Consider the following 25,324-nt stretch of genomic DNA (forward strand, 5'->3'; position numbering starts at 1 on the left):
GGGCGATAGTGGCAGCTTCCGGGCACCCGCGCCACAGCCTGCCGACGGGGTGTTCGCACAGGTCACGACCGGTCGGCGCGCCCCGCGCAGTCGACCCTTCGAATCCACGGCGGCCGCCCCCCGTACGACCGGGGGTCGTAACAAGGGGGTCTTGGCGGCGCCCGATCCGGCATGCCAACAATGGCTCAGTCGTCAGCCGCACCGGCACCTGTCCCGCCGGTAGCGACTTACTGCCAGGTCACGCCCCACGACCGTTTCGGCCCCTGTCCGGCCGTGGTCCAAGGCGGGGCGTGACCCGGCCCAACCTGATTGAGGTCCTGTTCTTCATGCCCACTTTCAAGCTCCGTATGCGCACTTCCGCCGCGATTCTCGCCGGCGCCGCCGGTCTGACCGCCCTGGGCGCGGGTGTGCTGCCCGCCACCGCGAACGCCGCCACCCTGTCCCCGCAGGCCGTGGCCGCCCAGATCGTCCCGGCGAACCAGCTGGCCTCCTTCAGCCAGATCATCGCCCACGAGTCCAGCTGGAACGTGACGGCGACCAACGCCAGCTCGGGCGCGTACGGCCTGGCCCAGGCGCTGCCGGGCTCCAAGATGGCGACGCACGGCTCCGACTGGAAGACCAACGCGACCACCCAGATCAAGTGGGCGCTGGACTACATGAACACCCGCTACGGCAGCCCGAACGCCGCCTGGAACTTCTGGCAGGCCAACCACTGGTACTAAGCCGACCACCTCGGCTCACCGGACTCCACCCGCATCCTGACCACTCCCCCCTCACCCCGGGGGTCGGACAGGGATCACCGGGGTGACCCCAGAGGGCCCGGGCCCGCGCGATCCGCGTGGCCCGGGCCCTCTCGTGGTTCGCGCACACCTCTCACAGGTCGCGCGGCGCCTCCCGCCGTTCGCCCAGCCCGCTCCCCGGCTCACCCGACCCGCCCCGCCGTTCGCCCAGCCTGCTCCTGGTTCGCCCAGCCCGGGCCACCCGCCGCTCAGAGCTCGCCGGTGAGCCCGAGCAGTTCCCGCATCCGCGCGTACTTGGCGGCCAACCGCTCGGCGGTGGCGGCGTCCAGCGCGGCCAGCCGGGCCGGGTCCGAGTTGTGGGCGAGGTCGGCACGCTTGACCAGCAGCGCGCCCGGCGTGGCCAGGACCCGCGCGGTGTACGCCTCGACCGGCTCGTCGGGGCGGCGGGTGAGCGCGTCCACGATCGTCTTGGTGGCCCCGGGCAGCGCGGCCCCCGCCAGCCACTCCCGGCTCAGCCGGTCGTCCTCGACGGTGTCGTGCAGCCAGCCCGCCGCGATCTGGGCGTCGCTGCCACCGCGCGCGGCCGTCCCGTGCGCGACCGCCGCGATGTGCTCGCCGTACGGGTGGCCGTTCTTGTCGACCTGCCCCTCGTGCGCGCGGCGGGCGATCGCCTCCACCTCGGCCAGGCTCAGGTACTCGGGTTCCGTCGGCGCGTTCTCGGGCTCCATCGGCTCATCGTAGGCCCGTGGTCTGCCCGTTCACGCTCACTGGTTTACTGCCCCGGGGCGGGAGACCCCCGGCCCACCCGGCAGACCGTCCGAGCGATCCGAGGAACCATGCCATCCCTGCACCCCCTGCTGTCCGGATTCGCCCCGATCTGGGCGCTGACCGGGATCGGCTACCTGGTCGGCCGGACCGGGCTGCTCGGGCCGCACGCGGAGCCGGTGCTCAACCGGTTCGTCTTCCACGTGGCGATGCCGGCCTCGCTGTTCCTGATGATCGTCCGCACCCCGCTGGACCACTTCGCCAACCCCTCGATGCTCGCCTTCACCGCGGGCACCGTCGTCTCGATCGGCCTCGGGCTGCTCGCCGGGCGCCTGCTGTTCCGGCGCAAGACCGGCGAGTTGGCGATCGGCGCGATGGCCTGCGGGTACGTCAACTCGGCCAACCTCGGCATCCCGGTGGCGATGCAGCTCCTCGGCGACGCCTCCTTCGTCGCACCGGTGGTGCTGTTCCAGATCCTGGTGGTCACGCCCGCGGTGCTGGCCGTCCTCGACGGCGGCGCGGCCGGCCGCCGGGCCCTGCTCACCCTGCCGCTGCGCAACCCCATCCTGTTGGCCACCGCGCTAGGCGCCGCCGCCTCCGCCGGCGGGCTTCACCTGCCCGCCGAGCTGAACCGTTCCTGCGAGCTGCTCGGCGGCGCCGGCGTGCCGACCGCCCTGGTCGCCCTCGGCATGTCGCTGCACAACCGCCCGCCGGCCACCGGCCGTTCGCGCCACGCCGAGGTCGGGCTGACCGTCGCGGTCAAGACCCTGATACAGCCGCTGGTCGCCTTCGCGGTGGCCGGCCCGCTGCTCCACCTCCCTGCGCACCAACTCCTCACCGTGGTGCTCTTCTCCGCCCTGCCCACCGCGCAGAACGTCTACGTCTACGCCCGCGAGTACGGGCAGGGCACCGGGCTCGCCCGGGACTCGGTGCTCTGGTCGACCCTGGCGTCGATGGCGACCCTGTCGGTGATCAGCTGGTCCCTCGCCGCGTAGCCGGAGCCTTCCGGAGAGGTGACAGCCACCCGTACACGGCACGACAGTTGTCACCCGCGAGCCGTACAAAAGCGGGGAACCGGGGCCCTCGCCGGGCTCCCGGTGGAATGCTGGCGGCCATGAGCCAACCGGACCTTCGTTCCGCAGAGTTCCACCACTGTCCGTCCGTCGTCACGCTGCCGCAGACGGACGTGGACCACTACAACACCGTTCCGCGCGGTGCCTTCCTGATCGATCCGCGCCTGCGCTGCGACCTCGCCGGCGGGCACGGCGGCACCCATTCCGCGCTGGTCCAGGGCGTCGGCTTCGACCTGCACTGGGCGTCCTGGCCCGAGTACCTGGTCGAGGTCGGGCCGCGCTGCCCGGCCGTCGGCCCGCACGAGGGGCCGGAGCCGCCGCGCGACCCCAACATCTGCCTGCTGCGCGAGGACCACCCCGGGCCGCACTACGGCGAGACCTGGTTCTGACGCCCCGCCGGTCACTCCACCAGACCGGTGGTGCCCGCCGAGTCCAACCGCAACGCCTTCCCGAGCCGGCCCGGGGGCACCACCCGGCCGGCCCGGGAGGCGCCCAACAGACGGATCAGCGCCCGCAGACCGGTCGGGTGCCTCCTTACACCCCGCGGAGGCCCATCATGTCCGCCCGCACCACGCCCTCCCCCACCCGCACCGCCGCCTTCCTCACCGCCTACGACGCGCTGCTGGCCCGCTGGCCCGTCCCGGTCGAGCACCTCACCGTCCGAACAGCCCACGGCACCACCCGGATCAACGCCTGCGGCCCGCCCGACGGCCGCCCCCTCGTCCTGCTGCACGGCGGCGGCGCCACCTCCACCATGTGGTTCGCCAACGTCGCCGTGTGGACGGCCGCCGGGCACCGCGTCCTCGCCCCCGACCTCATCGGCGACCCGGGCCGCAGCGTCCACGACGGCGCCCCACTCGCCGGCGTCCCCGGGCTGCTCGGCTGGCTGGACACCGTCCTCGACCGACTCGGCCTCCCCCGGGCCGACTTCTGCGGCCACTCCTACGGCGGCTGGATCGCCCTGGAGTACGCCCTGCACGCGCCCGCCCGGGTCGGCCGGCTCGCCCTCCTCGATCCCACCCAGTGCTTCGCCGGCTTCCGCCCCGACTACCTGCTGCACGCCCTGCCGCTCTTCCTCCCCCGCCGCACCGCCGCCCGGGCCCGTTCCTACCTCGACTGGGAGGCCGGCGACGGCCCCCGCCCGGACCCCGGCTGGCGCGAGGTCTACGCCCTCGGATACGCCGACTTCCCCGCCACCCGCGTCATCACCGGCCCCCGCCCCGGCCCCGACCGGCTGCGCTCCCTCACCACCCCGACCCTCGCCCTGTTCGCCGAGCACAGCCGCACCCACCACGCCCCCCGGGTCGCCGAGGCCGCCCGCCGCACCCTGCCCGAGGCGACGGTCGCCGTCCTGCCGGGCCTCTCGCACCACCACCTGCCCATGGCGGGCGCGGCGGAGGTCAACGCCCGGCTGACCGGATTCCTCGCCGCCTCCCGCGGCTGACGGCGGGGCCGTTCGGACGGCACGGTCGCCACGCCCGTGCCGAACCGGCCCGGCCGCTGCGCGCAAGCCGCCGACGACGGATTGGCCCGAACTCGCCAGCGTCGCCAAATCCCTTGTACCGCACTCGACTTGGCGCTGGCAGACTGGCGTCGCCACGTCGGCCCACCACTCCCTGGAGCAGCCATGCCCACGTTCGTCCGACGCCTCGCCCCCGCAGCGGTGCTCGCGCTCACCGCGCTGGCCGCCACCCCGGGCAGCGCGTTCGCCGTGGACCGCGACGGGCCGGCCGTCGCCGCCTCGGCGGGCGAACACCCGGGGCTGACCTGGACCGCCCTGGAACAGCGCGCCGGTGTGGTGCACGTCGGCACCGACGGCGCCAGCAACCCCTACCTCGGGGACACCTCCGCCGACACCGAACTGCCGGTGCTCTGCCTCCACCAGGACCGCCGCCCGGCCCCCACCGGGATCCCCACCGCCGGCTTCCACAGCTGGGCGGGCGGGGAGGTCGCCGCGACGGCCCCGACGGCCGGGTCCGACCTGACCAGCCGGGACGACGCCGACGGGCTCTGCGAGGACTCCTTCGGCGCCGGCTGGCGAATGGCCGAGTTCCACGACGGGCAGGGCTGGTCGCTCTGGGCGGCTGGCACCCTCCCGGCGGGCACCCGGTTCTGGACGGCGATCAACGACCAGCCGGCCAACCCCTGGTCCTGACGTCCGCGTGGCCCCGAGCCGCCCCGCGCAAGCGTGGCGGCGGCGGGCGGGGATCAGTAGATCAGGTACCCCGGGCGGTGTCCTTCGTCGTCGATCTCCCCGGTGGCCTGCGCCCGCAGCTTGCGGGACAGTTCCTCCAGGGCGCGGGAGGCCGCGACCTCCTCACCGATCCTGGCGAGCGGGCGGTCGTCCGTGCTCTTCATCGACTCCCCGTGGGCGCGCAGGCCCGGCGCCCGCGCACCGGTCAGCCTGGCCTCGCACGCCGTGTGCACTCCGTCTTCCTCGAAGCTCAGCTCCACGTCCCACTGGTTGTGCATGCCACACCTCCTGGCAGCGGCCCCCTCGCGCCTGTCCGGACCGGCACGGACGGTGAGCCGTGGCGGCCGCTCACACCAGCGTGCGCCCGTCCGACCCATGGCGGCAAGCGGGCCCGGCCCGGGGCTGCGGGCCCGGCCCCCGGAACCAGCTCCCCCGCCCCGGAGCTCCGGGCCCCGCCTGCTCCCTGCCTGCTCTCCGCCTGCTCCCCGCCGACCGGGCCCCGCCGCCGACCCGACGGTACGCTGACGAAAGCGCGCCGCGACCGCCGACCGAACCCGGACCCGCCGGCGCGGCGCGGGCAGTGACAACCGGGTGGTCCCTCCGTGGCGGTCTTCCTCCTCGCCCTCGGCGCCGCCTGCTGCCTGGGCCTCGGCTTCGTCCTCCAGCAGCACGCGGCGCAGCGGGCGCCCCGTGCCGACCTGCTGCACTGGCGGCTGCTCCTGGACCTGATGCGGATGCCCGAGTGGCTGCTCGGCACCGGGTTCATGGTGTGCGGACTGATCCTGTCCGCGCTCGCCCTCAACCAGGGCGAAGTCTCGCTCGTCGAACCGCTGCTCGCGACCAACCTGCTGTTCGCCATGGCGCTCTCCCGGGTGCTGACCCGCCAGACCCTCGGCCGCTCGGGCTGGGTCGGAGTGCTGCTGCTCGGCCTCGGGGTGACGGCGTTCATCGTGGCCGGCCGGCCCACCGGCGGCGGTGCGCCCGCCGGGGAACTGCGGCACTGGCTGGTGGTCGGCACGGTGGTCGGGCTGACCCTGCTGCTGGTCTCGCTGGCCCGGCGGCTGCCGCTGTTCGAGGAGGCCACCCTGCTGGCCCTCGCCGCCGGCCTGCTCTACGGCCTCCAGGACGCGCTGACCCGCACCACCACCCAGCGCCTCGACCACAGCGGACTGGACGCGGTGCTGCGCAGCTGGCAGCCGTACGCGGTGGTGGCGGCGGGCGTGGTCGGGCTGCTGCTGGTGCAGAGCGCCTTCGAGGCCGCGCCGCTGCGGATGTCCCTGCCGGCACTGACCGCCGCCCAACCGCTGTCCGGGATCGCCTGCGCGGTCGGCTTCCTCGGCGACCGGCTGCGGGTGACGCCGGGTGCGCTTGCCTGGCAGTCCGCCGGACTGCTGGCCATCGTGGTCGGGGTGATCGTGATCGGCCGCCACCCGGCGATGCCGGGCAGCGTCCGCGAAACCCTGGAGGGCGTCGGGGTACCGCCGGAGGACGAGCGGCCCGCGGAAGGCCCCGGGAGCCGTCCGGGAAACAGTCCGGCCGAGAACCCGAACGACCCGGGGCACAGCTCCGGGGCCGGAGCGTAATTCGCTTGACCAGGCCACGGGTCAACGCTGCACTGTGGCGAGGCACACGAGCCGTGGTGCCGTCGTCATCCAGGGGAGGAAGCGGCAGCAATGGAGATCCGTCCGACAACCGATCAGGACCTCGACGTCTACGTCGACACGCTCCATGCCGCGTTCGGGCTCTTCCCGGAAACCCCGACCGACGGCGGCGGGCTCTGGTGGTCGGCGACCGAGATGGACCGCAACCTGCTCGCCGTGACGGCGGACGGGCGGCCCGTCGGCACCGCCGGCGCGTACACCTTCGAGCTCACCCTGCCCGGTGAGGCCATCGTCCCCACCAGCGGGGTGACCGGCGTCGGCGTCCTGCCCTCGCACCGGCGCCAGGGCGTGCTCACCGCGATGATGCGGCGCCAGCTCACCGGGTTTCGGGCCCGCGGGGAGTTCCTCTCCGTACTGCTGGCCTCCGAGGCCGTGATCTACCGCAGGTTCGGCTACGGACCGGCGACCTACACGCAGCGGCTGACGGTGCCGCGCCACCGGGCCGCCTTCGCCCTCCCCCGGGCACGCGGAACGGCCGCCACCCCGGCCGCCACCCCGGAGGCCGGCCCGGACACCGGCTCGATCGAGCTGCTGCGGCGTGCCGAGTGCGGCGAGATCCTGGAAGCGGTCTACGACCGGTACCGCCGCACGCAGCCCGGCGCACTGTCCCGGCCGCACCGCTGGTGGGCCTCGGGCGCGGGGCGGCCCCCAGTCTCCTCGGCGTCGCGCTACGTCGCCGTCCACCGGGATGCCGGCGGTGTCCCGGACGGCTACGCCTGCTACTCGCTCGGCGACGGCACCTTGACGGTCGACGAGACCATCGCCACCGACGACGCCGTCGCCACGGCCCTGGCCCGGTTCGCGCTCGAACACGATCTGGTCTCCCAGGTCGTGTTCAAGCACGTTCCGTCCGACCACCCGCTGCGCTGGCAGCTTGTGGACTTCAACGCCGGCGAGAGGAGCAGCAGCACCGACTGGCTCTGGGCGCGGCTGCTGGACGTCCCGCGTGCGCTGACCTCGCGCGGCTGGTTCGTGGACGGCGAGATCGTCCTCGACGTCGACGACCCGTTCCTCGGCGAGCACGGCCGCTACCTGCTGACCGTCCGGGACGGGAAGGCCGAGTGCGTCCCGACGGACCGGGAGCCCGATCTGTCCCTGGACGTGAGCGACCTGGGCTCGGTCTACCTCGGCGGCACCACCCCGAGCACGCTCGTGCGGGCCGGGCACATCCGGGCCCACCGCCCGGGCGCGGCCGCCCTCGCCGACGCCCTCTTCAGCGCCGAGCGCGCCCCGCACTGTCTGCACTGGTTCTGACCGGCTGGTTCCGACCGCACGCCCGCCTCGCCGCCCCTGCGCGACAGGCCTACGGGCGTGCCGGGATCGACGCGGGCGCAAGCTCGGGCTCGGGCTCTGTCCCGGGCTCGGGCTCTGTCCCCGGCTCAGACTCGGGCTCGGGCTTCGCCCCGTCGACGGTGCCCGTCCGGCCGCGCCGGCGGTCCATCTCACGCCACTCCGGCCGCAACCCGGCCAGGTTGGTGGAGGCGAAGTAGAGGGTGCCGCCCGCGACCAGGGTGGGTATCAGCCCGACGAGGCTGACCGCTGCGCCGGCCAGCAGGCCGCCGAGCGGGATACCGGCCCAGGCGAGGGAGTCGCCGAGGGCGTGGACGCGGCCGAGCAGGTGGCGGGGCACCCGCTCGAAGAGCACCGCGCCGAGGATCGGGTTGAGGAATCCGCCGCCGAAGCCGCCGACCGCGAAGACCGTGAGCACCACCCACAGCGGCGCGCCGCACGCGAGCACCAGGAAGCGCGGGGCCCCGACGAGCAGGAAGCCGGCGAAGAACACCGTCCGGCGGGGCAGCCGGTGGGCGACGGCCGCCGCGATCAGACTGCCGACGACCGCCGTGATCCCCCCGGCGGTGCCGGTCAGGCCGATGGCGGCCGGGCCGTTCCCCGACTCCCGCGCCCAGACCGGGAGGAGGACCGTGAGGAACCCCGCGTCGAGCAGGTTGGTGATGCCGACCAGCACCGTCACGGTGAGCAGCAGCGGATCGGAGCGCAGGAAGGTGAAGCCCTCACGGAACATCCGCCAGTAACCCGCCGATTCGGCCCCAGTTCCGGCCTCAGTTCCGGCCCCGGTTCCGGTCCCGATCCCAGCCTCGGCTTCTGCGGCCTGCGCGGCAGCGGGTGCCGGGGCCGCCGCGCGCCCCATCCCGCGCGGCAGGGCGAAGGCGATGACGAGGGACCCCAGGGCGAAGGTGGCGGCGTTGAGCGCCAGCCCGGCCAGCGGGCCCATCAGCGCGACCAGCCCACCACCGACCGCCGGGCCGACCGTGGAAGCCAGCCGTTCGGTGACGCCGGAGAGACCGGTGGCGCGCTCCATCGGCACCCGGGCGCGGTCGGCGGCCTCCGGGACCATGACCGACTTGGCCAGATCCCCCGGGCCGCGCATCGCGCCGATCACCGCGACCATCGCCAGCAGCACCCCGAACGGCAGCAGCCCCAGGGCGTGCAGCAACGGGACCAGCCCGGCCGCGACGGCGCTCACCAAGTCCGTCGTCCAGGACACCACCCGCGGCCCGAGCCGATCGACCAGTGGCCCGGTCAGCGCCTTGACCAGCACGTACGGCGCCATCTCGGCGAAGGCGACCAGGCCCGTCATGGTGGCGCTGCCGGTGGTGGCCAGGACGAACCAGGGCAGGGCGATGGCCGAGACACGCGTCCCGGTGATGGAGACGGCCATGGCGGAGAGCACCCCGACCAACGGCCGGAGGCTGCGCGCGGGCGCGTCGACGACGGTGGTCATCGGGACCCCGCCTCACCGGTATCGGTGTCGGTGCTGGCATCGCTGTCGGCAGCGGTGTCGGCATCGGTACCAGCGCCGGTGCCGACGCTCGCGTCGGGCAGCACGTGGACGACCACGGCGACCCGCTCGGTGCCCTCCGGGGCCGGCCCCTCCGTATCCAGCGCGCGGTAACGCCGCACCACCGCGGACAGATCAGCGGCCAGTTGCCCGGCCTCCTCGGGGGTGAGCTGCAACAGCACGTCGCTGAGGCCGACCGCCTTGCGCCACTCCCGCGGCATCGTCTCGAAGGCGTCGACCGACCGCTGTGCCGCCAGGGCGTGGGCGGTGAGGACGGACCGCAGGAAGCCGACGGCCGTGTCGAGCTCCTCGTCGGCCATGTCGTCACTCGTCCAGACGGTGAACTTGTGGGCCGAACGCCACCACCGCTCCCGGGCGTTTCCGCGCTCGGGATCCTCCTCGACGAAGCCCGCGGCGGCGAGCTGGCGGAGGTGGTAGCTGGTCGCCCCGGAGTTGAGCCCCAGCTGCTCGGCGAGCCTGGTCGCCGTGGAGGGACCGTGCTTGCGCAGCAGCCCGACCAGCTGCATGCGCACGGGGTGGGCCATCGCCCGCATGCCCTTGGCCGTGAGGACGATGTGCGGGTCATCGCTGTGCATCCAGCCGCGTTCATCGGTCATGGCAGGAGCGTAGAACCGCAAATACATCTTTGCAAAGGGTTTTTTGCGAAGAAGTCTTTGCGGTGAAGGATGGAGCCCCGAAGAGCTGCCCGCCGGCCGTCCGTCAGTCGTGCGCGACCACCAGCAGCAGCACCACCGTCAATCCGCCGCCCGGCGTGGCCTCCACCGCCAGTCGTCCGCCCGCCGCCAGCACCAGGCTGTGCACGGCGGGCCCGACCGGCCCGTCGGCGCGGGCGCCCGCGAGCAGCCACTCCCGCGCCCCGGGCAGCTCGGACGACCCCCGGTCGGCCACCCGGATCTCCACCCGCCCGCGCGGTCGCGCCGCCCCGCTCAACCCGGCCGCCCGCAGGGCCGTCGCGGCCGGGCCCGGCCCGCCCGCCACCTCGGCGCGGACCAGCACCCGCCCGCCGGGCGGGTTGCGCCGGATCGCGTGGTCGACCAGGCCGGCGAGCGCGGCCTCCAGCCGCCGGGCGTCCCCGACCACCACCGGCAGCCCCGGCGCCAGCCGGGCCGTCACCGCCGCCGCCCGGCCGCCGCCGCGCACCACCCTGCGGACCACTTCGGTCACCTGGACGTGCCGCGCCTGCGGCTCGCAGCCGGCCTGCCGGTCGGTCCACTCGACGCGCTCAAGTTCCGGCCGGGACAGCGCCCGGGGCCCGGCCATCTCGCCCGGTCTGAACGGTCCGGCCTCCTCGCCCGCCACCGCGCCGCCGGGCCTTCCCGTACGGCCGGGGCCACCCGGCCCGCCGAGGGCGCCGAGCGCCCTGGCCCCCGATGCGACATAGCCCCAGAGCTTCCCGCTTGCCATCGCCCTGCCCCTCACGCATCGCCGGCGGCCGTCATCAGTGCCGCGGCCGACCGGCGCGGGCCGCTTCCCAGGCCCTGCTGTCAGCCTGCACCTCACTCGTTCGGGTGACAATCCGGCTCCGGGACGCGAACCGGGCACCACCCCCGCCGGTCGGCCGATGCCACACCCGCCGACCGGCGGGGCAGGCCCGGCCACCGGCCCGGCCAGGCCCGCCCCGGGCCCGCGACGCAGCGCCGCCGGCCCCGGGCCGGGCCTCACGAACTCCCTTCGCCCGCCCGGAGGGCCGCCGCCCAGGCCGGAGCCCGAGGACCCGCCCTAGACTGGCCCCATGCCCCGGCTCAACGACCAGGTGCGGGAGCTGCTCCAGGAGTACGCCGACCTGATCAACATCACCGGCGGGGACGCCTTCCGGGCGCGGGCCTACGAGAAGGCCGCCCGCGCGGTGGGCGGCCACTCCGAGGACGTCGCCGGCCTGGACGTCAAGGGCCTGCAGCAGATCCCCGGCGTCGGGAAGTCCACCGCCGAGAAGGTCGCCGAGTACCTCGCCACCGGGCGGATCGCCGCCCTGGAGGCCCTGCGCGCCGAAGTCCCGTCCGGGGTCCGGGAGATGACGGCCGTACCCGGCGTCGGCCCCAAGCGCGCCCTCGCCCTCCACCGCGACCTGGGCATCGTCTCCGTCGACGACCTGGCCGAGGCGGTCCGTTCCGACCGGCTGTCCGGCGTGGCGGGCTTCGGCGAGCGCAGCGGCGAGAAGATCCTGCACGGCATCGAGTTGCTGCGGCGCTCCGGCGGCCGCACCCTGCTCGACGCGGCCACCGAGCTGGCCGAGCAGCTCGTCGCCGCGCTGTCCGCCGTGCCCGGCTGCACCCGCTGCGCGTACGCGGGGTCGCTGCGCCGGATGCGCGAGACGGTCGGCGACGTCGACGTGCTGGCGACCGCCGCCGACTCCGCCCCGCTGATGGCCGCGCTCACCGGACTCCCGTACGTGGCCGAGGTGATCGCGAGCGGTCCGACCAAGACCTCGGTGCGCACCACCGGGGGCGTGCAGGTGGACCTGCGGGTCGTCCCGGAGGAGGACTGGGGCGCGGCGCTCGTCTACTTCACCGGATCGAAGGCGCACAACATCAGGCTGCGCACGATGGCCGTCCGGGCCGGGCTGAAGCTCTCGGAGTACGGCCTGTTCCGAACCGCCGCCGAAGGAGAGGACGGCGAGAAAGAGGACGGCGCCAAGGTGGCGTCCGCGACCGAGGACGAGGTGTACGCGGCGCTCGGCCTGCCGTGGATCGCGCCGCCGCTGCGCGAGGACCGGGGCGAGATCGAGGCCGCCCTGCACGGTGAACTCCCTGATCTGGTCCAGGAGTCGGACCTGCGCGGCGACCTGCACACGCACACCGACCTGACCGACGGCCTGGCCACCCTGGAGGAGATGATCGACACCGCGGCCGCCCGCGGCTACTCCTACTACGCCGTCACCGACCACGCCCCGGACCTGGTGATGCAGCGGATGACGGACGAGAAGATGCTCGCCCAGCGCGAGCGGCTGCGCCGACTCGCCGACCGCCACCGGAAGCTGCGCCTCCTGCACGGCACCGAGCTGAACATCGGCCCGGACGGCGGGGTGGACTGGCCGCCCGGGTTCCTGGCCGGCTTCGACGTCTGCGTGGCCTCCGTGCACTCGCACTTCACCGCCGACCGGGCCGCCCAGACCCGCCGGCTGATCCGCGCCTGCGAGAATCCGCACGTGCACGTCATCGGCCACCTCACCACCCGGAGGATCGGCCGCCGCGGCCCGATCGACGTCGACCTGGACGCGGTGTTCGCGGCCGCCGCGCGCACCGGCACCGCGATCGAGATCAACAGTTCCCCGCAGCGGCTCGACCTGCGCGACGAGGACGTCCTGCGGGCGAAGCGGCATGGCGTCCGCTTCGCGATCGACAGCGACGCCCACGCCACCGGGCAGCTCGCCTACCCGCGCTTCGGCATCGGTACGGCGCAGCGCGGCTGGCTCACCGCCGAGGACGTGATCAACACCTGGCCCTGGCAGCGGCTGAAACGTTTCCTCCGCAAGGACGCACTGCGCTGAGCGAGCCGCCGGGCACCCCGGCGGGCGGCCCCCACGCACGGGGCCGCCCACCGCACGGTCAGCTCGACGCCGCCCCGAGCCCACCCCGACGCAGCCCCGGCTCAGCCCCGACGCAGCCTCAACGCCGCCCCGAGCCCACCCCGACGCAGCCCCGGCTCAGCCCCGACGCAGCCTCAACGCCGCCCCCGAGGTCACCGCTCCGCGAACGAGGCCCCCGGCGTGGCCAGCACCCGGGCCGCGCTGCGGTGCCCGAGGCCGGCGGCCAGGTGCAGGTCGCCGGTCTCCAGGAAGCCGGCCAGGAATCCCGCCGCGAAGGCGTCCCCAGCGCCGGTGAGGTCGCGCACCTCGCTCACCGGCGGCACGGGCACCGTGAACGGCGCGTCCCCGGGCACGTCGACGGTGGTCGCCTGGGCGCCGGCCTTGGTGACCACGGTGGTGGCCGCCAGCCGGGCCCGCTCCGGCCCCGGCAGCCCGCCCACCAGCAGGCCCAGGTACTCCGCCTCGGACCGGTTGGCGAACACGAAGGTCGGCGCCAACTCGGCCAGCAGGGCGAGGAAGCGCTCCCGCCCGTACTGCTCCAGCATGCCGGTCGAGGAGGCGTCCACCGAGGTGGTGCCGCCCGCCCGCCGGACCCGCGCCAGCGCGTCCACCGCGGAGCGGCCGACCGGATCACCGTCGAAGGAGTAGGCAGGCACGTGCAGGTGGGTCAGGCCGGCCAGCCACTCGTCCGGCACCCGGTCCAGCAGCTTGGCCGCGCCGCGGTCGGGCAGCATGGTCCGTTCGCCGGCCTGGTCGATCAGGACCACGATGCTGCCGGTCTGGCCGCGCCGGGCGACCCGTACGTCCACGCCGTGCCCGGTCAGTTCGGCGACGATGCCGTCCCCGACCGGGTCGGCGCCGACGCAGCCGATGAACCGGGCCGGGTACTGACCGGCGGCGAAGCTCGCGACGTTCGCCGCGCTGCCGCCGCGCCGCCGGAAGACCTGGGCGCTGGAGTCGGTGCCGTGCCGCAGCGGGCCGTCGACCCAGACCACGATGTCCTCGACGAGGTCGCCGAGCACCCCCAGCACGGGTCAGGCCCCGCTGCGGGCGGCGGCCGCCAGCGCGGTCGCGATCTGGCCGCCGAGCCGGACGTTGCCCCGGTAGACCTCGACGTTGACCTCCAGGCTGCGGCCCTGGGTGTCGCGCTGGATGTGGTCGAGCAGGAACGGCGTGGAGGCGTTGCCGGTGACGCCCTGGCGCTCGGCCTCGGCCCAGGCGCGGGCCAGGATGCCGTCGAGCTCCTCCGGCGGCAGCTGCTTGGCGGGGTCCACCGGGTTGGCGATCAGGACGGCCTGCGGCAGGGCGAGGCGGTCGCGGGCCTCGATGAGCCGCGCGGCCTCCTCGGGCGACTCGACGCTGAAGTTGATCTCGTGGCCGGAGTCGGTGACGTAGAAGCCGGGGTACTTGCGGGTGCGGTAGCCGATGACCGGGATGTTGAAGGTCTCGAAGCGCTCCAGGGTGGCCCGGATGTCGAGGATCGACTTCACGCCCGCGCTGATCACGGTGACCGGCGTGGCGGCCAGGGTGGTCATGTCGGCCGACTCGTCGAAGCTCTCGGAGGCTCCGAAGTGGACGCCGCCGAGGCCGCCGGTGGAGAACACCCGGATGCCCGCCCGGTGGGCGAGGAAGGCGGTGGCGGCGACGGTGGTGCCGCCGTGGCGGCCGAGCGCGGCGACCACCGGCAGGTCGCGCAGGCTCACCTTGTCCAGGCCGTCCGTCGCGGACAGTTCGGTGATCTGCTCGGTGCTCAGACCGACCGTGGGTACGCCCGCGTGCACGCCGATGGTCGCCGGGACGACGCCCGCCTCGCGCAGCTGCCGCTCGGCCTCCAGCGCGACGGCCAGGTTGCGGGGGCGCGGCAGGCCGTGGGTGAAGATGGTCGACTCCAGCGCGACCACGGGCCGGCCGTCGGCCACGGCCTGCGCGACCTCCTCGGAGACGTGGATGGCCCGCGCGGAACGGGTGGCCGGCGCGGAGCCGGCGGCTTCGGGGGTGCTGGGGGGCAGTCCGGTCATGGTCGGATCTCTCTGTGAGATGCCACTGCGGTGGGGCAACGTGTCGCTCAGCGTATGGACGGTTCGCATCGGAATCCAGAATGAGTCCTGGGGCTTTCCATAGGCTCTGGCCTATGAGTTGGCTTAGGCTTGGGCCATGGGCTTCACCTTGCGTCAACTTGAGGTCTTCCTCACCGTCGCCGAGACACTGCACTTCGGACGGGCCGCCGAACGGCTGCACATCTCCCAGCCGACGGTCAGCCAGGAGGTCGCCCGACTGGAGCGGACCGTCGGTGTCGAGCTCTTCGACCGCAGCCGCCGCTCGGTGGCGCTGACCGAGGCCGGCGAGGTGATGGCCGCCGAGAGCGCCCGGCTGCTCGGGCAGGCCCAGACGCTGCTGGCCCGGGTGCGGCTGCACGAGGAGTCCCGGCTGGGGACGGCCCGGATCGTGGCCTCCCCCAGCGTGGTGAACCGGCTGCTGCCCGCCGTGGTCAGCCGCGCCGAACAGGAGCTGCCCGCGCTCACCACCGCCGAGGTCGCCGTCGACACCGGCCAGGTCTCCACCGCACTGGCCGCCGAACTCGCCGACATCGGCCTCGGCCGCTTCCTCGACGAGGTGGCCGGCTACCGGCTGGAGCGGATCGCCGACGAGCCGGTACGGGTCGCCCTCGGCCGGGACCACCCGCTGGCCAGTCGGACGAGCGTGCGCCTCGGCGAACTGCGCGACCTGCCGCTGCTGCTGTGGCCGCGCGAGCAGCACCCGCGCTACTACGACCACGTGCTCGGCCTGTGCGCGGACCACGGCGTCGACCCGCCGGTGCTGGTCAGCCCGCCGCGGATCGTCGGCTCCCGGCTCTACCTGCTCGCCCGCAACCGCGCGTTCTCGCTGGTGCCCGGCTCGATGACCGGCCACCTCACCGAGGACGTGGCCACCGTCCGGCTGGACGGCCGGGCCACCCTGCCGCTGGAGATGCAGTGGCGGCTGGACGACCGCCGGCCCCGGCTGGCCACCCTGCGCGACCTGATCCGGCAGGAGGCGGCGGCCCTGGAGGTCGACTAGGCCCTTGCCGGGCCCGCGACGCCAGGCACCCGAAGCGTCCCCCTCTCCGGCGAATCCTTGACGCTGGCATGCCACCGCCGAAAGGATGCCCGGACCGCCCACCCGGCCCGCGGCAGCGCCCGCCGGCCGCCCGACCCCTGGGGACCAGCCTTGGCCGTCCGCCCGCTGCTTCGCCGCGCCGCCCGCCTCCTCGGCGCCGCCGCCCTGACCCTCGCCGGCACCCTCACCGCCGCCGCCCCCGCCCACGCCGACTTCGGCACCGACTACCACGACCCGGTCACCGCCACCCGGCCGCTCACCCGCCCCGACACCCGCTCCTGCACCGTCGAGGTGATGCACGACCAGCAGTTCCGCAACGGGTACGGCAACCCGCCCGACACCCCGTACACCACCACCCTCACCCCGCCCGCCGACTGTGCCGGACCCTGGTCGGCGGTGGTCCTGGACCTCCACGGGCAGGTCGCCGGGCGGCAGTTCGACCGCATCTTCAGCGCCCGCGTCGGCGGCGTCCAGGTGCTGCTCTCCTCCACCCCCGAGCCGTCCAAGGACGGCATCGAATGGAAGCTGGAGCGCGATCTCACCCGCTACGCCCCGCTGTTCGCCGCCGGACCGCAGCCGTTCTCCCTCGACCTCGCCAACGTCACCGACGCCACCTACACCGGCGTCTTCACCATCAGCGCCAGTGTCACCTTCTACACCGCGAACGACCGCCGGCCCGCCGCCCGCGCCGCCGACCGCCTGCTCACCACCGGGCCGTTCGCGCTCACCCAGGCCGCCCCCGCCGCCACCCGCGAGCTCACCTTCCCGCAGAACCTCGAACGCCTCACCGCCGAGGTCTACACCCGGGGCGGCGGCGCCTGCGAGGAGTTCGCCTACGCCTCCGCGCCCGACGCCTTCGTCAGCGCCAACCCCGGCCTCGGCTCCTGCGGCAAGGGCCCGTTCCGCGAACTGCGACTCACCGTCGACGGGCGGACGGCCGGCGCGGTCTGGCCCTACCCCGTCATCTACACCGGCGGGTGGGACCCACTGCTCTGGCGGCCCGTCCCCGGCGTCTTCGCCTTCGACCTGCCCGCCTACCGGCTCGACCTCACCCCCTACGTCGGACTGCTGCTCGACGGCCGCCCGCACACCGTCGGCATCGCGGTGAACGCCAGCGAGGCGCAGAACAACGACACCTGGACCGGCCAGATCAACCTCTTCGCCGACGTCGACCACGGCGCCACCCGCACCACCGGGCAGCTCACCGACCACCGGGTCGCCCCCGAAGCCGCCGTCGACACCCGGCTCACCGACCACGGCGGCGGCAGCGGCAGCGGCAGCGGCAGCGGCGACTGGACCGTCTCCGCCGGCCGGCACGACCTCGCCCGCGGCTGGGTCCAGACCTCGCACGGCCGGATCACCACCGAGGTCCGCGACGACCTCGCCTTCCGCTCCGCCCAGCAGCTGCGCGACAGCGGCAACGACGTGACCCTGCACAACCGCACCGACCTCGCCCGCACCACCGCCACCTGGGGCGGCGGCCCGCACCGCACCACCACCGTGCGCGAGGGCGAACCGCTGGACGTCACCTACCGCGTCACCCACGACGCCGCCGGCAACACCGACCAGCAGACCGCCATGGACCTCGGCTACCACCGCGAGAGCACCGCGGCCACCGGCGGCCACGTCACCGAACGCTCCACCGTCGACCACACCCTGCGCCCCACCGCCCGCCGCCACGACGGCGACTCCACCGTCCGCACCGGCACCAGCACCGAGGACTACCACAGCACCGGGCCCGACGGGCCGTACCACCGCACGCTCTCCTTCGTCGACGGCTGGCCGAAGCCGTAACGCCGCCCGAAATCTCCCGACTTGCGAAATCCATCCGATTTCGGGCGGTTGACCCCTGGTGCACGCGGCGTGGGAAGCGCATGATGGGAAGTGGACCTGCGAGGCAGCTGAAGGAGTTCGACCGCAGGAGGCAGTGGTGACAGATCGAGACGGATCAGGGTCTGCCACTGGTACTACCTCGGTCGACGATCGAACTGCCGGCCGGAGGACACGATGTCCGGAGGCCACCCCCGCCTCGTAGGTTCCCCGCGTCCACGGAGCGCCCCCTCGGCTCCGTGGACGCGTCCGTCGCGGCAGGGGCCCTTCGCGGCGGTGCCTGTCACTACGGCGCCCGTCACTGCGGCACCGGGTAGCCCATCTCCCAGGCGTGGACGGCGATGCCGACCCGGTTCGCCACCCCGAGCTTGCGCTGGACGCTCGCCACGTGCGTCTTCACCGTGCCCGGCGAGATGAACAGTTCGGCGGCGATGTCCGCGTTCGTCCGGCCCGCCGCCACGTGACCGGCGATCTCCACCTCCCGCTCGGTCAACGGCACCACCGGCGCCGAGCGGGGCTCCGGACGGCGCGGCGCCGTCACCTGCCGCAGCAGCCGGACCGTGACCGACGGACTGATCAGGCTCTCCCCGTCCGCCGCCGCCCGCACCGCCTCGACGAGCAGCGCCGGCCCCGAGCGCTTCAGCAGGAACCCGGACGCACCGTGCCGCAACGCCGGGTACACGTACTCGTCCAGGTCGAAGGTGGTCAGCACCACCACCCGCACCGGCTCCGCCACCCCCGGCCCGGCCAGCCGCCGGGTCAGCTCCAGTCCGTCCATCCGCGGCATCCGGATGTCCACCAGCGCGACGTCCGGGCGCAGTTCGGCCGCCAGTTCCAGCGCGGCCAGCCCGTCGGCGGCCTCCCCCACCACCTCGATGTCCGGCTGCGCCGCCAGGATCCGACGGACGCCGCGCCGGACGCCCTCCTGGTCGTCCGCGATCAGCGTACGGATGATCCGCGGGCACTCACCGTTCGCACTCGTCACACCGTTCGTACTCGTCACGGCAGGCAGTCTGCCACGCCCGTCCGGACCGCCGGCCCCGCCCGCCGCCAATGCGGCCCGGTGGGTGGGAAGTTCGCGTCACGAGCTCGGCGGGCGGGAAGTTCACGTCACGGGCCCGACGGACGGGAGGTCCACGTCACGAGCCCGGCGGGCGGGAAGTTCACGTCACGGGCCCGGCGCGGTTCACCAACGCCCGGTGAGGCTGGCGGCCATGAACGCTTCCAGTGGACATCCCCCCGTCAGCCGCCGCGGGATCCTGGCCGGTGCCACCGGTCTCGGTCTCGGCGGCGCCGTCTCCCTCTCCGGCATCGCGGCCACGCCCGCCGCCGCCTCCCCGCTGCTGCTGGAGCGGCCGGACCGCTCCGGCGCCCCGCGCGTCGCCGGGCTGCACCTCCAGTTCGGCTCGGACGCCTCGCGCGAGGTCGTGGTCTCCTGGCACACCACCGCCTCGGTCGGCAACCCCCGTGTCCGGTACGGCACTTCGAACGGCGGCTTGGGCCGCAGCGTACAGGCCGACACCAGCACCTACCGGGACGCCAAGTCCGGCACCGAGGTCCAGATCCACCACGCCCGGCTGAGCGGCCTGCACCCCGACACGGACTACGTGTACGCCGCCGTCCACGACGGCGCCACCCCGGAGCTCGGCACCGTCCGCACCGCCCCGCGCGGCCGGGCCGCCTTCACCTTCACCAGCTTCGGCGACCAGGGCACCCCCACCCTCGGCAAGAAGACCGCGAACGGCTACGCCAACGACAACCTGGGCAGCCCCGCCGCCGGCGACACCACCGCCGGAGTCGAGCGGATCGCCCCGCTGTTCCATCTCGTCAACGGGGACCTCTGCTACGCCAACCTCGCCACCGACCGGGTCCGCACCTGGTCCGACTGGTTCGAGAACAACAGCCGCTCCGCCCGCCACCGCCCCTGGATGCCCGCCGCCGGCAACCACGAGAACGAGCGCGGCAACGGCCCGACCGGCTACGGCGCCTACCAGGCCTACTTCGACCTCCCCCCGTCCGGCTCCGACGACGAACTGCACGGCCTCTGGTACGCATTCACCGCCGGCGCGGTCCGCGTCATCAGCCTCAACAACGACGACGTCGCCTACCAGGACGCCGGCGACTCCTACGTCCACGGCTACTCCGGAGGCGCCCAACAGCGCTGGCTGGAACGGGAGTTGGCCGCCGCCAACGCGAACCCCGAGATCGACTGGATCGTGGTCTGCATGCACCAGGTCGTCATCTCCACCGCCGACAAGTTCAACGGCGCCGACCTCGGCATCCGCGAGACCTGGGTGCCGCTGTTCGACAAGTACGGCGTCGACCTGGTGGTCTGCGGCCACGAGCACCACTACGAGCGCTCGCACCCGATCCGCGGCCAGCAGCAGACCGACACCCGCACCCCCATCCCGGTCGCCACCGACACCCGGACCATCGACACCACCCGGGGCACCGTTCACATGGTGATCGGCGGCGGCGGCACCTCCGCCCCCTCCAACCACCTCTTCTTCGAGCCCGCCAAGGCCCGCGTCATCACCGGCGTCGGCGCCGTCGACCCGGCCACCGGCAAGCGGCCCCCGCAGTACGTGATCGAGGACGCCCCCTGGTCCGCCTTCCGCGACGCCGACAACCCGTACGGCTTCGCCGCCTTCGAGGTCGACCCGGGCGAGCGCGGCGGCCGGACCACCATCGCTGTCACCTACTACTCCGTCAGCGGCCCGTACGGAGACCTCGTCCCCGTCGACCGCTTCACCCTCACCCGCCCGCGCGGCGCCCGCGGCGGCGGCCGGGGACGCTGACCCTGGTCGCGCCCGTCGAGGTGGCGCGCTCACCGGCCGCCACCCCGACGGGCGCGGTACCGTTCCTCCGCGCGCCCGAACGCACCGAACGCCTGAACGCCCTGGAGGCCCGCCCGATGCCCGTCGACCGCCCCGCCGACGGCACCGGGAACGCCGGCCGCCCCGACTACGGCCGACTCGCCGCCGTCGGCCCGTACTTCGCGCTCGACACCCCCGCCGAGCCCGGCGCGGGGCCGCCCCCGGGCTTCCGGCCGCTGCCCGAGCTGTACGGCACCGGGCCGGACGCACCGCTGGCCCGGCGGATCCGAGTGGTGGCGCAGCGGCTCGGCACCGCCGAGCCCCGGGTCGCCGCGTCGATCCTGCACCTCGGACTGGCCGCCCGCTTCTGGTCGGTGGGCCTCGGGGCGGCCGTCCTGCTGGGTACGGTCCCGACGCTGGAGCACGCCTGGGTGCGGATCCCGGATCAGGGGCCGCTCGACCTCTGGACGCCGCCGGAGCCCCCGCTCCTCGCTCCGTTCCCCACTCCGCTCCCGCTCGCCGACCAGCTGTACGAGGCCGTCCTGGTGGGCCAGTTGGAGCCGCTGGCGGCGGCGGTGCGGTCCGCCGTCCCGCTCTCCGCCCGGCTGCTGTCGGGCAACGCCGCCTCCGCCCTGGCCGGTACGCTGCGGGTCCTGGACTCCCACGCGCCGGTCCCCGCAAGGGCGTTGGTCGCGGAGCTGCTCGCGCGCCCGCCGCTGGCCGGCACCGGGACGCTGCGGACCGGCCCGCGCGGCGCCGCCTTCCGGCGGACCAGCTGCTGCCTGTACTACCGGGTGGGGCCGGGCGCCGGGGTCTGCGGCGACTGCTGTTTCACCCGGCCGCCCGCGCCAAAACAGGGCTGATACATCCAGGAGTGCAGGTCATATCCGGGCCTCCGGTCAGCCGTCGTCCGTCAGCCGTGTCCGTCAGCCATCAGCCGTCGCCCGCCAGCTGGAGGTGCCCCCGCACCAGGTGGTGCACGCAGGCGACGGTGTGCACCTCGGCGGCGGCCCGTGCCCCGGCCGCGTCGCCGGCCAGGACGGCGACCAGGATCTCCCGGTGCTGCTCGGCGAACCGTTCCTGGTCGGGGCCGTGCGGTGCGGGCAGCCAGAGCAGCGGCCCGAGTTCGGCCTGGAGCCGGACGGCGAGCCGGGTGAGGCGCACGGACTGGGCGGCGACGGCGAGTTCGATGTGGAAGCGGGCGTCGGCGCGGCGCTGTTCCGCGGGCCCGGCGGCGTCGCGCAGGTCGTGCACCAGCCGGGTGAGCCGGGGCGCGAGGTCGGCGGGGGCGCGTTCGGCGGCGAGCCGGGCGGCGGTCCCGGAGACGGCCAGTTCCTCGTCGCCGAGGTCGCGCAGGTCGACGGTGGCGAGGTCGCGCAGCCGGGCGAGTTGGAGGCGTTCGGAGCCCTCGCCGGGGGTGCGGACGAAGCTGCCGCCGTTGCGGCCGCGCCGGGTCTCGATCAGGTCGGCCTCGCGGAGCAGGGCGAGCGCCTCGCGGACGGTGCCGTTGGCGACGCCGAGCCGGTCGGCGAGGTCGTTCTCACTGGGCAGTTGGTCCCCGTCGGCGACCAGGCCGAGGGCGATCGCCTCGGTGATCCGGCGGGCCACGGCATCGGCGCGGCCGAGGTCGGTCAATGGCGCGAGGACGGCGCTGAGCAGCGGGGTCGTGCTCCCGATCGTCGCCACGCCGGCCCCCTCCTCGATCACCGTCGGACTGGGTGCTCCCGGCAGGGTACCTCCCGGTCGGGCACGCACCCTTGCCGCTAGAAACCCGATCTCGTATGTTTTCCCGCGATCCCGGTCCGAGCACCACCCCCGGGAAGCCCTCACGCGTCACGCCACGTTCCCAGGAGCAGGAGCAGGTCATGACCGATGCCAGCGCACGTGCCACCTCCCCGACCGGCCCTCTCCCCCCACAGGGCCCCGACATCGGTGCCGACGCCGATGCCGATGCCGCTCGGCTGGCCGCCCTCGGCTACACCTCCGAGTTCAAACGCGACATGAGCCTCTGGGCGAACTTCTCCCTCGGCTTCACCTACCTCTCCCCGGTCGTCGGCGTGTACACACTCTTCGCCTCCTCCCTCGCGACCGCCGGCCCGCCGATGGTGTGGAGCTTCCTGATCGCCGGCGTCGGCCAGTTGCTGGTGGCGCTGGTGTTCAGCGAGGTGGTCGCCCAGTTCCCGGTGGCGGGCGGGGTGTACCCGTGGGCACGCCGGCTCTGGGGCCGCACCTGGGGCTGGCTGACCGGCTGGGTGTACCTGCTGGCGCTGATGTCCACCATCGCGGCGGTCTCCTACGGCGCCGGCCCGTACGTGGCCGCGCTGCTGGACGTCGAACCGAGCACCGCGACGACCGTCTGGTGCGCGCTCGGCCTGCTGCTGCTCGCCACCGTGATCAACCTGGGCGGCACCAAGGTGCTGTCGGCGGCGGCCGTGTTCGGCTTCGCCGCCGAGCTGTTGGGCGCTCTGGCGGTCGGCGCCTGGCTGCTGCTGACCCACCGCTACCACGGCCTCGGCGTGGTCTTCGACCGCTTCGGCGCGGGCGACGGCGGCTCGTACACCGACGCCTTCCTGGCCGCCGGACTGATCGCGGTCTTCCTCTTCTTCGGCTTCGAGGCGTGCGGCGACGTCGCCGAGGAGGTGCCGAACCCCGGTCGACAGATCCCCAAGTCGATGCGGCGCACCCTCTACGTCGGCGGCGCGGCGGCGATCGGCGTCAGCCTGGCGCTGGTGATGTCGATCCAGGACATCGGCGCGGTGGTCTCCGGCGACGACAAGGACCCGGTGGCCTCGGTGCTGCACGACGCGTTCGGCGCCACCGGCGCCCGGGTGGTGATCGGCGTGGTGCTGATCTCCTTCCTGTCCTGCGTGCTGAGCCTCCAGGCGGCGGCGAGCCGGCTGGCGTACTCCTTCGCCCGGGACCGGATGATCGTGGGCAGCCGGCTGCTCGCCACCGTCTCGGACCGCCTGCGGGTGCCGCCGTACGCGCTGCTGCTCGCGGCGGCAGTGCCGGGCGTGATCATCGTCGGCGCCTCGGCGCTCTCCGAGGGCGCCCTGACGAAGATCATCTCCTTCTCCAGCATCGGCATCTACCTGGCCTTCCAGATGGTGGTGCTGGCCGCCCTGCGCGCCCGGCTGCGCGGCTGGCGCCCGAGCGGGGACTTCCGGCTCGGCCGCTGGGGCCTGGCGGTGAACATCGGCGCGCTGGTGTACGGGCTCGCCGCGATCGTCAACATCTGCTGGGGCCGCACCCCGGACGCCGCCTGGTACGACGACTACCTCGTGCTGCTCTCGGCCGTGGCGGTGCTCGCGGCCGGCGGGCTCTACCTGCTGCTGGCCCGCCCGCACCTGCGCAGCGACGCCCCGTCCGGCGACGCGACGACCCCCGCCGGGGACGCCCGATGACCCTCACCCCTGGAGGAATCCCCGTCGCCGCCTCCGGCCGCGCCCCGGACGACGGGCACCCCGAAGGCGCGCCATGAGCCCGGAGTCATGAACCCGGAGTCACGGAACCGGAGTTACGAAACCGGAGCCATGAGCCCGGAGCCACAGAACCGGAGCCGCGAAACCGGCCCGCGTCCGGCTTGTCCAGAGCCGGGCGCGGGCCGTCGGTCCCCACCCGGTGCCGATGCCCTTGGCGGCGGGTGAAGTACTCACGTGCGGTGCGGTCAGACCGCGACCGCCTCCGCCATCTCCTCCTCGGCCTCCACCGGGCTCTCCACCCCCCGGCGCCCGCGCCCCTCGTGGAGCGCGGCGGCCACCAGCGCGGCCCCGCCCAGCAGCAGCCAGACCACCAGGGTCACGACGTGCCCGCCGAGGCCCGCGCCGCCGTCGAAGTACAGGATGCTGCGCGCGCCCTCCAGGAAGCCGGCGCCGGTCCAGAAGCCGTGCAGCGCGCCGAAGAAGCCGTTCTGCAGCTCGGGCCGGAAGACGCCGCCGGAGCTGGTGAAGTTCAGCATCACGAACAGCACCATCAGGGCCAGGGTGGTCCACTTCTTCAGGAAGCTGTGCAGGCCGATGCCGATCAGGACGACGCCCGCCGAGTAGAGCCAGCCGAGCGCCCACACCGCGGCCAGGTCGTGGTCGACCACGTGGAAGACCGGTCCGGCGGTGACGATCCCGATCACGCTCACCACCAGCGACACCGCCACGCCGACCAGCGCCCGGATCCGCATGCTCAGCCCGGCGCCGGCCGCGCCGATCACGGCGACGCTGGCGTAGGAGCCGATGCTCAGCGCGACCAGCAGGAAGAACAGGCCCTGGCCGGTCGGGTCGCCCTCGGCCGGGGTGGTGAGGTCGGTGACGTGCAGCGGCACGCCCTGCCGGTCGGTGACGTTGCTGAACACCGCCGTGGCGGCCACCGCCGAGGTGTCCGAGTTCCCCTTGGCGACGAGCAGTTCGGGGCTCCTGGCGTCCGGGAGGAAGGCCCCCACCAGGTCGCGGTCGCGCAGCTGCTGCTCGGCGGTCGCCCGGTCGGGCAGGGTGCGGACGTCGACCGCCGCCCCGGCCTTGGCCTGGATCGCCTGTGCCAGGCCGTGCGCCTGCGGGGTGGTGCCGACCACGGCGACCTTCAGGTGGTGCGGCTCGGGCTGGTGGAAGGCGCCCTGGTAGGCGAGCGCCATGCCGAGGCACATCAGCAGCGGGGTGATCAGGTGGACGGCGAGGTGCTTGAGCGAGTGCCCCAGGGCGGGCGCTGCGGCGGGGGTCTGGGGTGTGCTCATGGCGTTCGTACCGTCCTCCGGTGGCGTCGAGTGGAGATGAGTGGCAAATGCAACCATCAAAGGTGCCACGCGCACCCACATC

23 protein-coding genes are annotated in these 25,324 nt (G+C 74.2%); 13 read left to right on the forward strand and 10 right to left on the reverse strand.

From position 1 onward, the window contains the following. The first annotated feature begins 347 nt into the window (after positions 1–347). Positions 348–722, forward strand: a complete 375-nt coding sequence (locus tag AB0R04_RS14335; protein WP_244293519.1) for a transglycosylase SLT domain-containing protein — start codon at positions 348–350, stop codon at positions 720–722. Between the two features lie 266 nt (positions 723–988). Here AB0R04_RS14335 and AB0R04_RS14340 read toward each other — a convergent pair whose 3' ends face one another. Continuing rightward, complete coding sequence (locus tag AB0R04_RS14340; protein WP_063350248.1) at positions 989–1,468, reverse strand: HD domain-containing protein; 480 nt, start codon at positions 1,466–1,468, stop codon at positions 989–991. Between the two features lie 108 nt (positions 1,469–1,576). On the opposite strand from AB0R04_RS14340, the gene AB0R04_RS14345 reads away from it, so the two are divergent. The 4 genes from AB0R04_RS14345 to AB0R04_RS14360 all read left to right on the forward strand — a co-directional run bounded on the left by AB0R04_RS14345 (position 1,577) and on the right by AB0R04_RS14360 (position 4,733). After that, positions 1,577–2,500: an AEC family transporter gene (locus AB0R04_RS14345; RefSeq protein WP_363371012.1), complete on the forward strand. Its 924-nt coding sequence runs from the start codon at positions 1,577–1,579 to the stop codon at positions 2,498–2,500. A gap of 119 nt (positions 2,501–2,619) precedes the next feature. After that, positions 2,620–2,967, forward strand: a complete 348-nt coding sequence (locus tag AB0R04_RS14350) for a hypothetical protein (RefSeq protein ID WP_159398553.1) — start codon at positions 2,620–2,622, stop codon at positions 2,965–2,967. Positions 2,968–3,134: 167 nt separating this feature from the next. Next, positions 3,135–4,022 carry an alpha/beta hydrolase gene (locus tag AB0R04_RS14355; RefSeq protein ID WP_363371014.1) on the forward strand — a complete coding sequence of 296 codons (888 nt, stop codon included), beginning with the start codon at positions 3,135–3,137 and terminating at the stop codon, positions 4,020–4,022. 183 nt (positions 4,023–4,205) lie between these two features. Continuing rightward, on the forward strand, positions 4,206–4,733 hold the full coding sequence (locus tag AB0R04_RS14360) for a hypothetical protein (protein WP_363371016.1): 528 nt from the start codon (positions 4,206–4,208) through the stop codon (positions 4,731–4,733). Positions 4,734–4,786: 53 nt separating this feature from the next. On the opposite strand, the gene AB0R04_RS14365 is transcribed toward AB0R04_RS14360, so the two are convergent. After that, entirely contained in the window at positions 4,787–5,050 is a 264-nt protein-coding gene (locus AB0R04_RS14365; RefSeq protein WP_063350242.1) for a dsRBD fold-containing protein, read from the reverse strand. Positions 5,051–5,374: 324 nt separating this feature from the next. Between AB0R04_RS14365 and AB0R04_RS14370 the strand changes: the two genes are divergently transcribed. Together AB0R04_RS14370 and AB0R04_RS14375 are read left to right on the forward strand one after the other, a co-directional pair. Then, on the forward strand, positions 5,375–6,355 hold the full coding sequence (locus AB0R04_RS14370; protein ID WP_363371017.1) for a DMT family transporter: 981 nt from the start codon (positions 5,375–5,377) through the stop codon (positions 6,353–6,355). Positions 6,356–6,445: 90 nt separating this feature from the next. Beyond that, positions 6,446–7,687, forward strand: a complete 1,242-nt coding sequence (locus tag AB0R04_RS14375) for a GNAT family N-acetyltransferase (RefSeq protein ID WP_363371018.1) — start codon at positions 6,446–6,448, stop codon at positions 7,685–7,687. 49 nt (positions 7,688–7,736) lie between these two features. On the opposite strand, the gene AB0R04_RS14380 is transcribed toward AB0R04_RS14375, so the two are convergent. The 3 genes from AB0R04_RS14380 to AB0R04_RS14390 all read right to left on the reverse strand — a co-directional run bounded on the left by AB0R04_RS14380 (position 7,737) and on the right by AB0R04_RS14390 (position 10,658). Next, positions 7,737–9,176, reverse strand: a complete 1,440-nt coding sequence (locus AB0R04_RS14380; protein WP_363371020.1) for an MFS transporter — start codon at positions 9,174–9,176, stop codon at positions 7,737–7,739. Next, complete coding sequence (locus AB0R04_RS14385) at positions 9,173–9,850, reverse strand: helix-turn-helix domain-containing protein (RefSeq protein WP_063350240.1); 678 nt, start codon at positions 9,848–9,850, stop codon at positions 9,173–9,175. Before AB0R04_RS14385 ends, AB0R04_RS14380 begins: the two co-directional genes overlap by 4 nt. A 103-nt stretch (positions 9,851–9,953) precedes the next feature. After that, entirely contained in the window at positions 9,954–10,658 is a 705-nt protein-coding gene (locus AB0R04_RS14390) for an ATP-binding protein (RefSeq protein ID WP_363371021.1), read from the reverse strand. Between the two features lie 328 nt (positions 10,659–10,986). On the opposite strand from AB0R04_RS14390, the gene polX reads away from it, so the two are divergent. Next, positions 10,987–12,741: a DNA polymerase/3'-5' exonuclease PolX gene (polX, locus tag AB0R04_RS14395; protein WP_363371023.1), complete on the forward strand. Its 1,755-nt coding sequence runs from the start codon at positions 10,987–10,989 to the stop codon at positions 12,739–12,741. Between the two features lie 191 nt (positions 12,742–12,932). Here the strand turns inward: polX and AB0R04_RS14400 are convergent, their stop codons facing one another. Further along, positions 12,933–13,811, reverse strand: coding sequence for a PfkB family carbohydrate kinase (locus tag AB0R04_RS14400; RefSeq protein WP_363371025.1), 879 nt, complete (start codon positions 13,809–13,811; stop codon positions 12,933–12,935). 3 nt (positions 13,812–13,814) lie between these two features. Beyond that, complete coding sequence (locus AB0R04_RS14405) at positions 13,815–14,798, reverse strand: pseudouridine-5'-phosphate glycosidase (protein WP_363371028.1); 984 nt, start codon at positions 14,796–14,798, stop codon at positions 13,815–13,817. 136 nt (positions 14,799–14,934) lie between these two features. Between AB0R04_RS14405 and AB0R04_RS14410 the strand changes: the two genes are divergently transcribed. Together AB0R04_RS14410 and AB0R04_RS14415 are read left to right on the forward strand one after the other, a co-directional pair. Beyond that, a complete protein-coding gene (locus AB0R04_RS14410; RefSeq protein ID WP_363371031.1) occupies positions 14,935–15,837 on the forward strand; it encodes a LysR family transcriptional regulator in 903 nt (300 codons plus the stop codon). Between the two features lie 150 nt (positions 15,838–15,987). Continuing rightward, entirely contained in the window at positions 15,988–17,670 is a 1,683-nt protein-coding gene (locus AB0R04_RS14415; protein WP_363371034.1) for a peptide-N4-asparagine amidase, read from the forward strand. A gap of 334 nt (positions 17,671–18,004) precedes the next feature. Here the strand turns inward: AB0R04_RS14415 and AB0R04_RS14420 are convergent, their stop codons facing one another. Continuing rightward, positions 18,005–18,709, reverse strand: a complete 705-nt coding sequence (locus tag AB0R04_RS14420; RefSeq protein WP_363371036.1) for a response regulator transcription factor — start codon at positions 18,707–18,709, stop codon at positions 18,005–18,007. A 211-nt stretch (positions 18,710–18,920) separates the two neighbouring features. Here AB0R04_RS14420 and AB0R04_RS14425 point away from each other — a divergent pair, with 211 nt between their 5' ends. Both AB0R04_RS14425 and AB0R04_RS14430 read left to right on the forward strand, forming a co-directional pair. Then, complete coding sequence (locus AB0R04_RS14425) at positions 18,921–20,504, forward strand: metallophosphoesterase family protein (protein ID WP_363371039.1); 1,584 nt, start codon at positions 18,921–18,923, stop codon at positions 20,502–20,504. A 20-nt stretch (positions 20,505–20,524) separates the two neighbouring features. After that, positions 20,525–21,385, forward strand: coding sequence for a (2Fe-2S)-binding protein (locus tag AB0R04_RS14430; protein WP_363371041.1), 861 nt, complete (start codon positions 20,525–20,527; stop codon positions 21,383–21,385). 70 nt (positions 21,386–21,455) lie between these two features. On the opposite strand, the gene AB0R04_RS14435 is transcribed toward AB0R04_RS14430, so the two are convergent. Then, positions 21,456–22,208, reverse strand: a complete 753-nt coding sequence (locus AB0R04_RS14435) for an FCD domain-containing protein (RefSeq protein WP_363371043.1) — start codon at positions 22,206–22,208, stop codon at positions 21,456–21,458. Between the two features lie 179 nt (positions 22,209–22,387). Here AB0R04_RS14435 and AB0R04_RS14440 point away from each other — a divergent pair, with 179 nt between their 5' ends. Continuing rightward, positions 22,388–23,926 carry an amino acid permease gene (locus AB0R04_RS14440; protein ID WP_363371046.1) on the forward strand — a complete coding sequence of 513 codons (1,539 nt, stop codon included), beginning with the start codon at positions 22,388–22,390 and terminating at the stop codon, positions 23,924–23,926. A gap of 263 nt (positions 23,927–24,189) precedes the next feature. On the opposite strand, the gene AB0R04_RS14445 is transcribed toward AB0R04_RS14440, so the two are convergent. Beyond that, positions 24,190–25,242, reverse strand: a complete 1,053-nt coding sequence (locus AB0R04_RS14445; RefSeq protein WP_363371048.1) for a hypothetical protein — start codon at positions 25,240–25,242, stop codon at positions 24,190–24,192. Positions 25,243–25,324 lie beyond the last annotated feature (82 nt).

The sequence above is a fragment of the Kitasatospora sp. NPDC056731 genome (genome assembly GCF_040687675.1).
Classification (GTDB): Bacteria; Actinomycetota; Actinomycetes; order Streptomycetales; family Streptomycetaceae; genus Kitasatospora.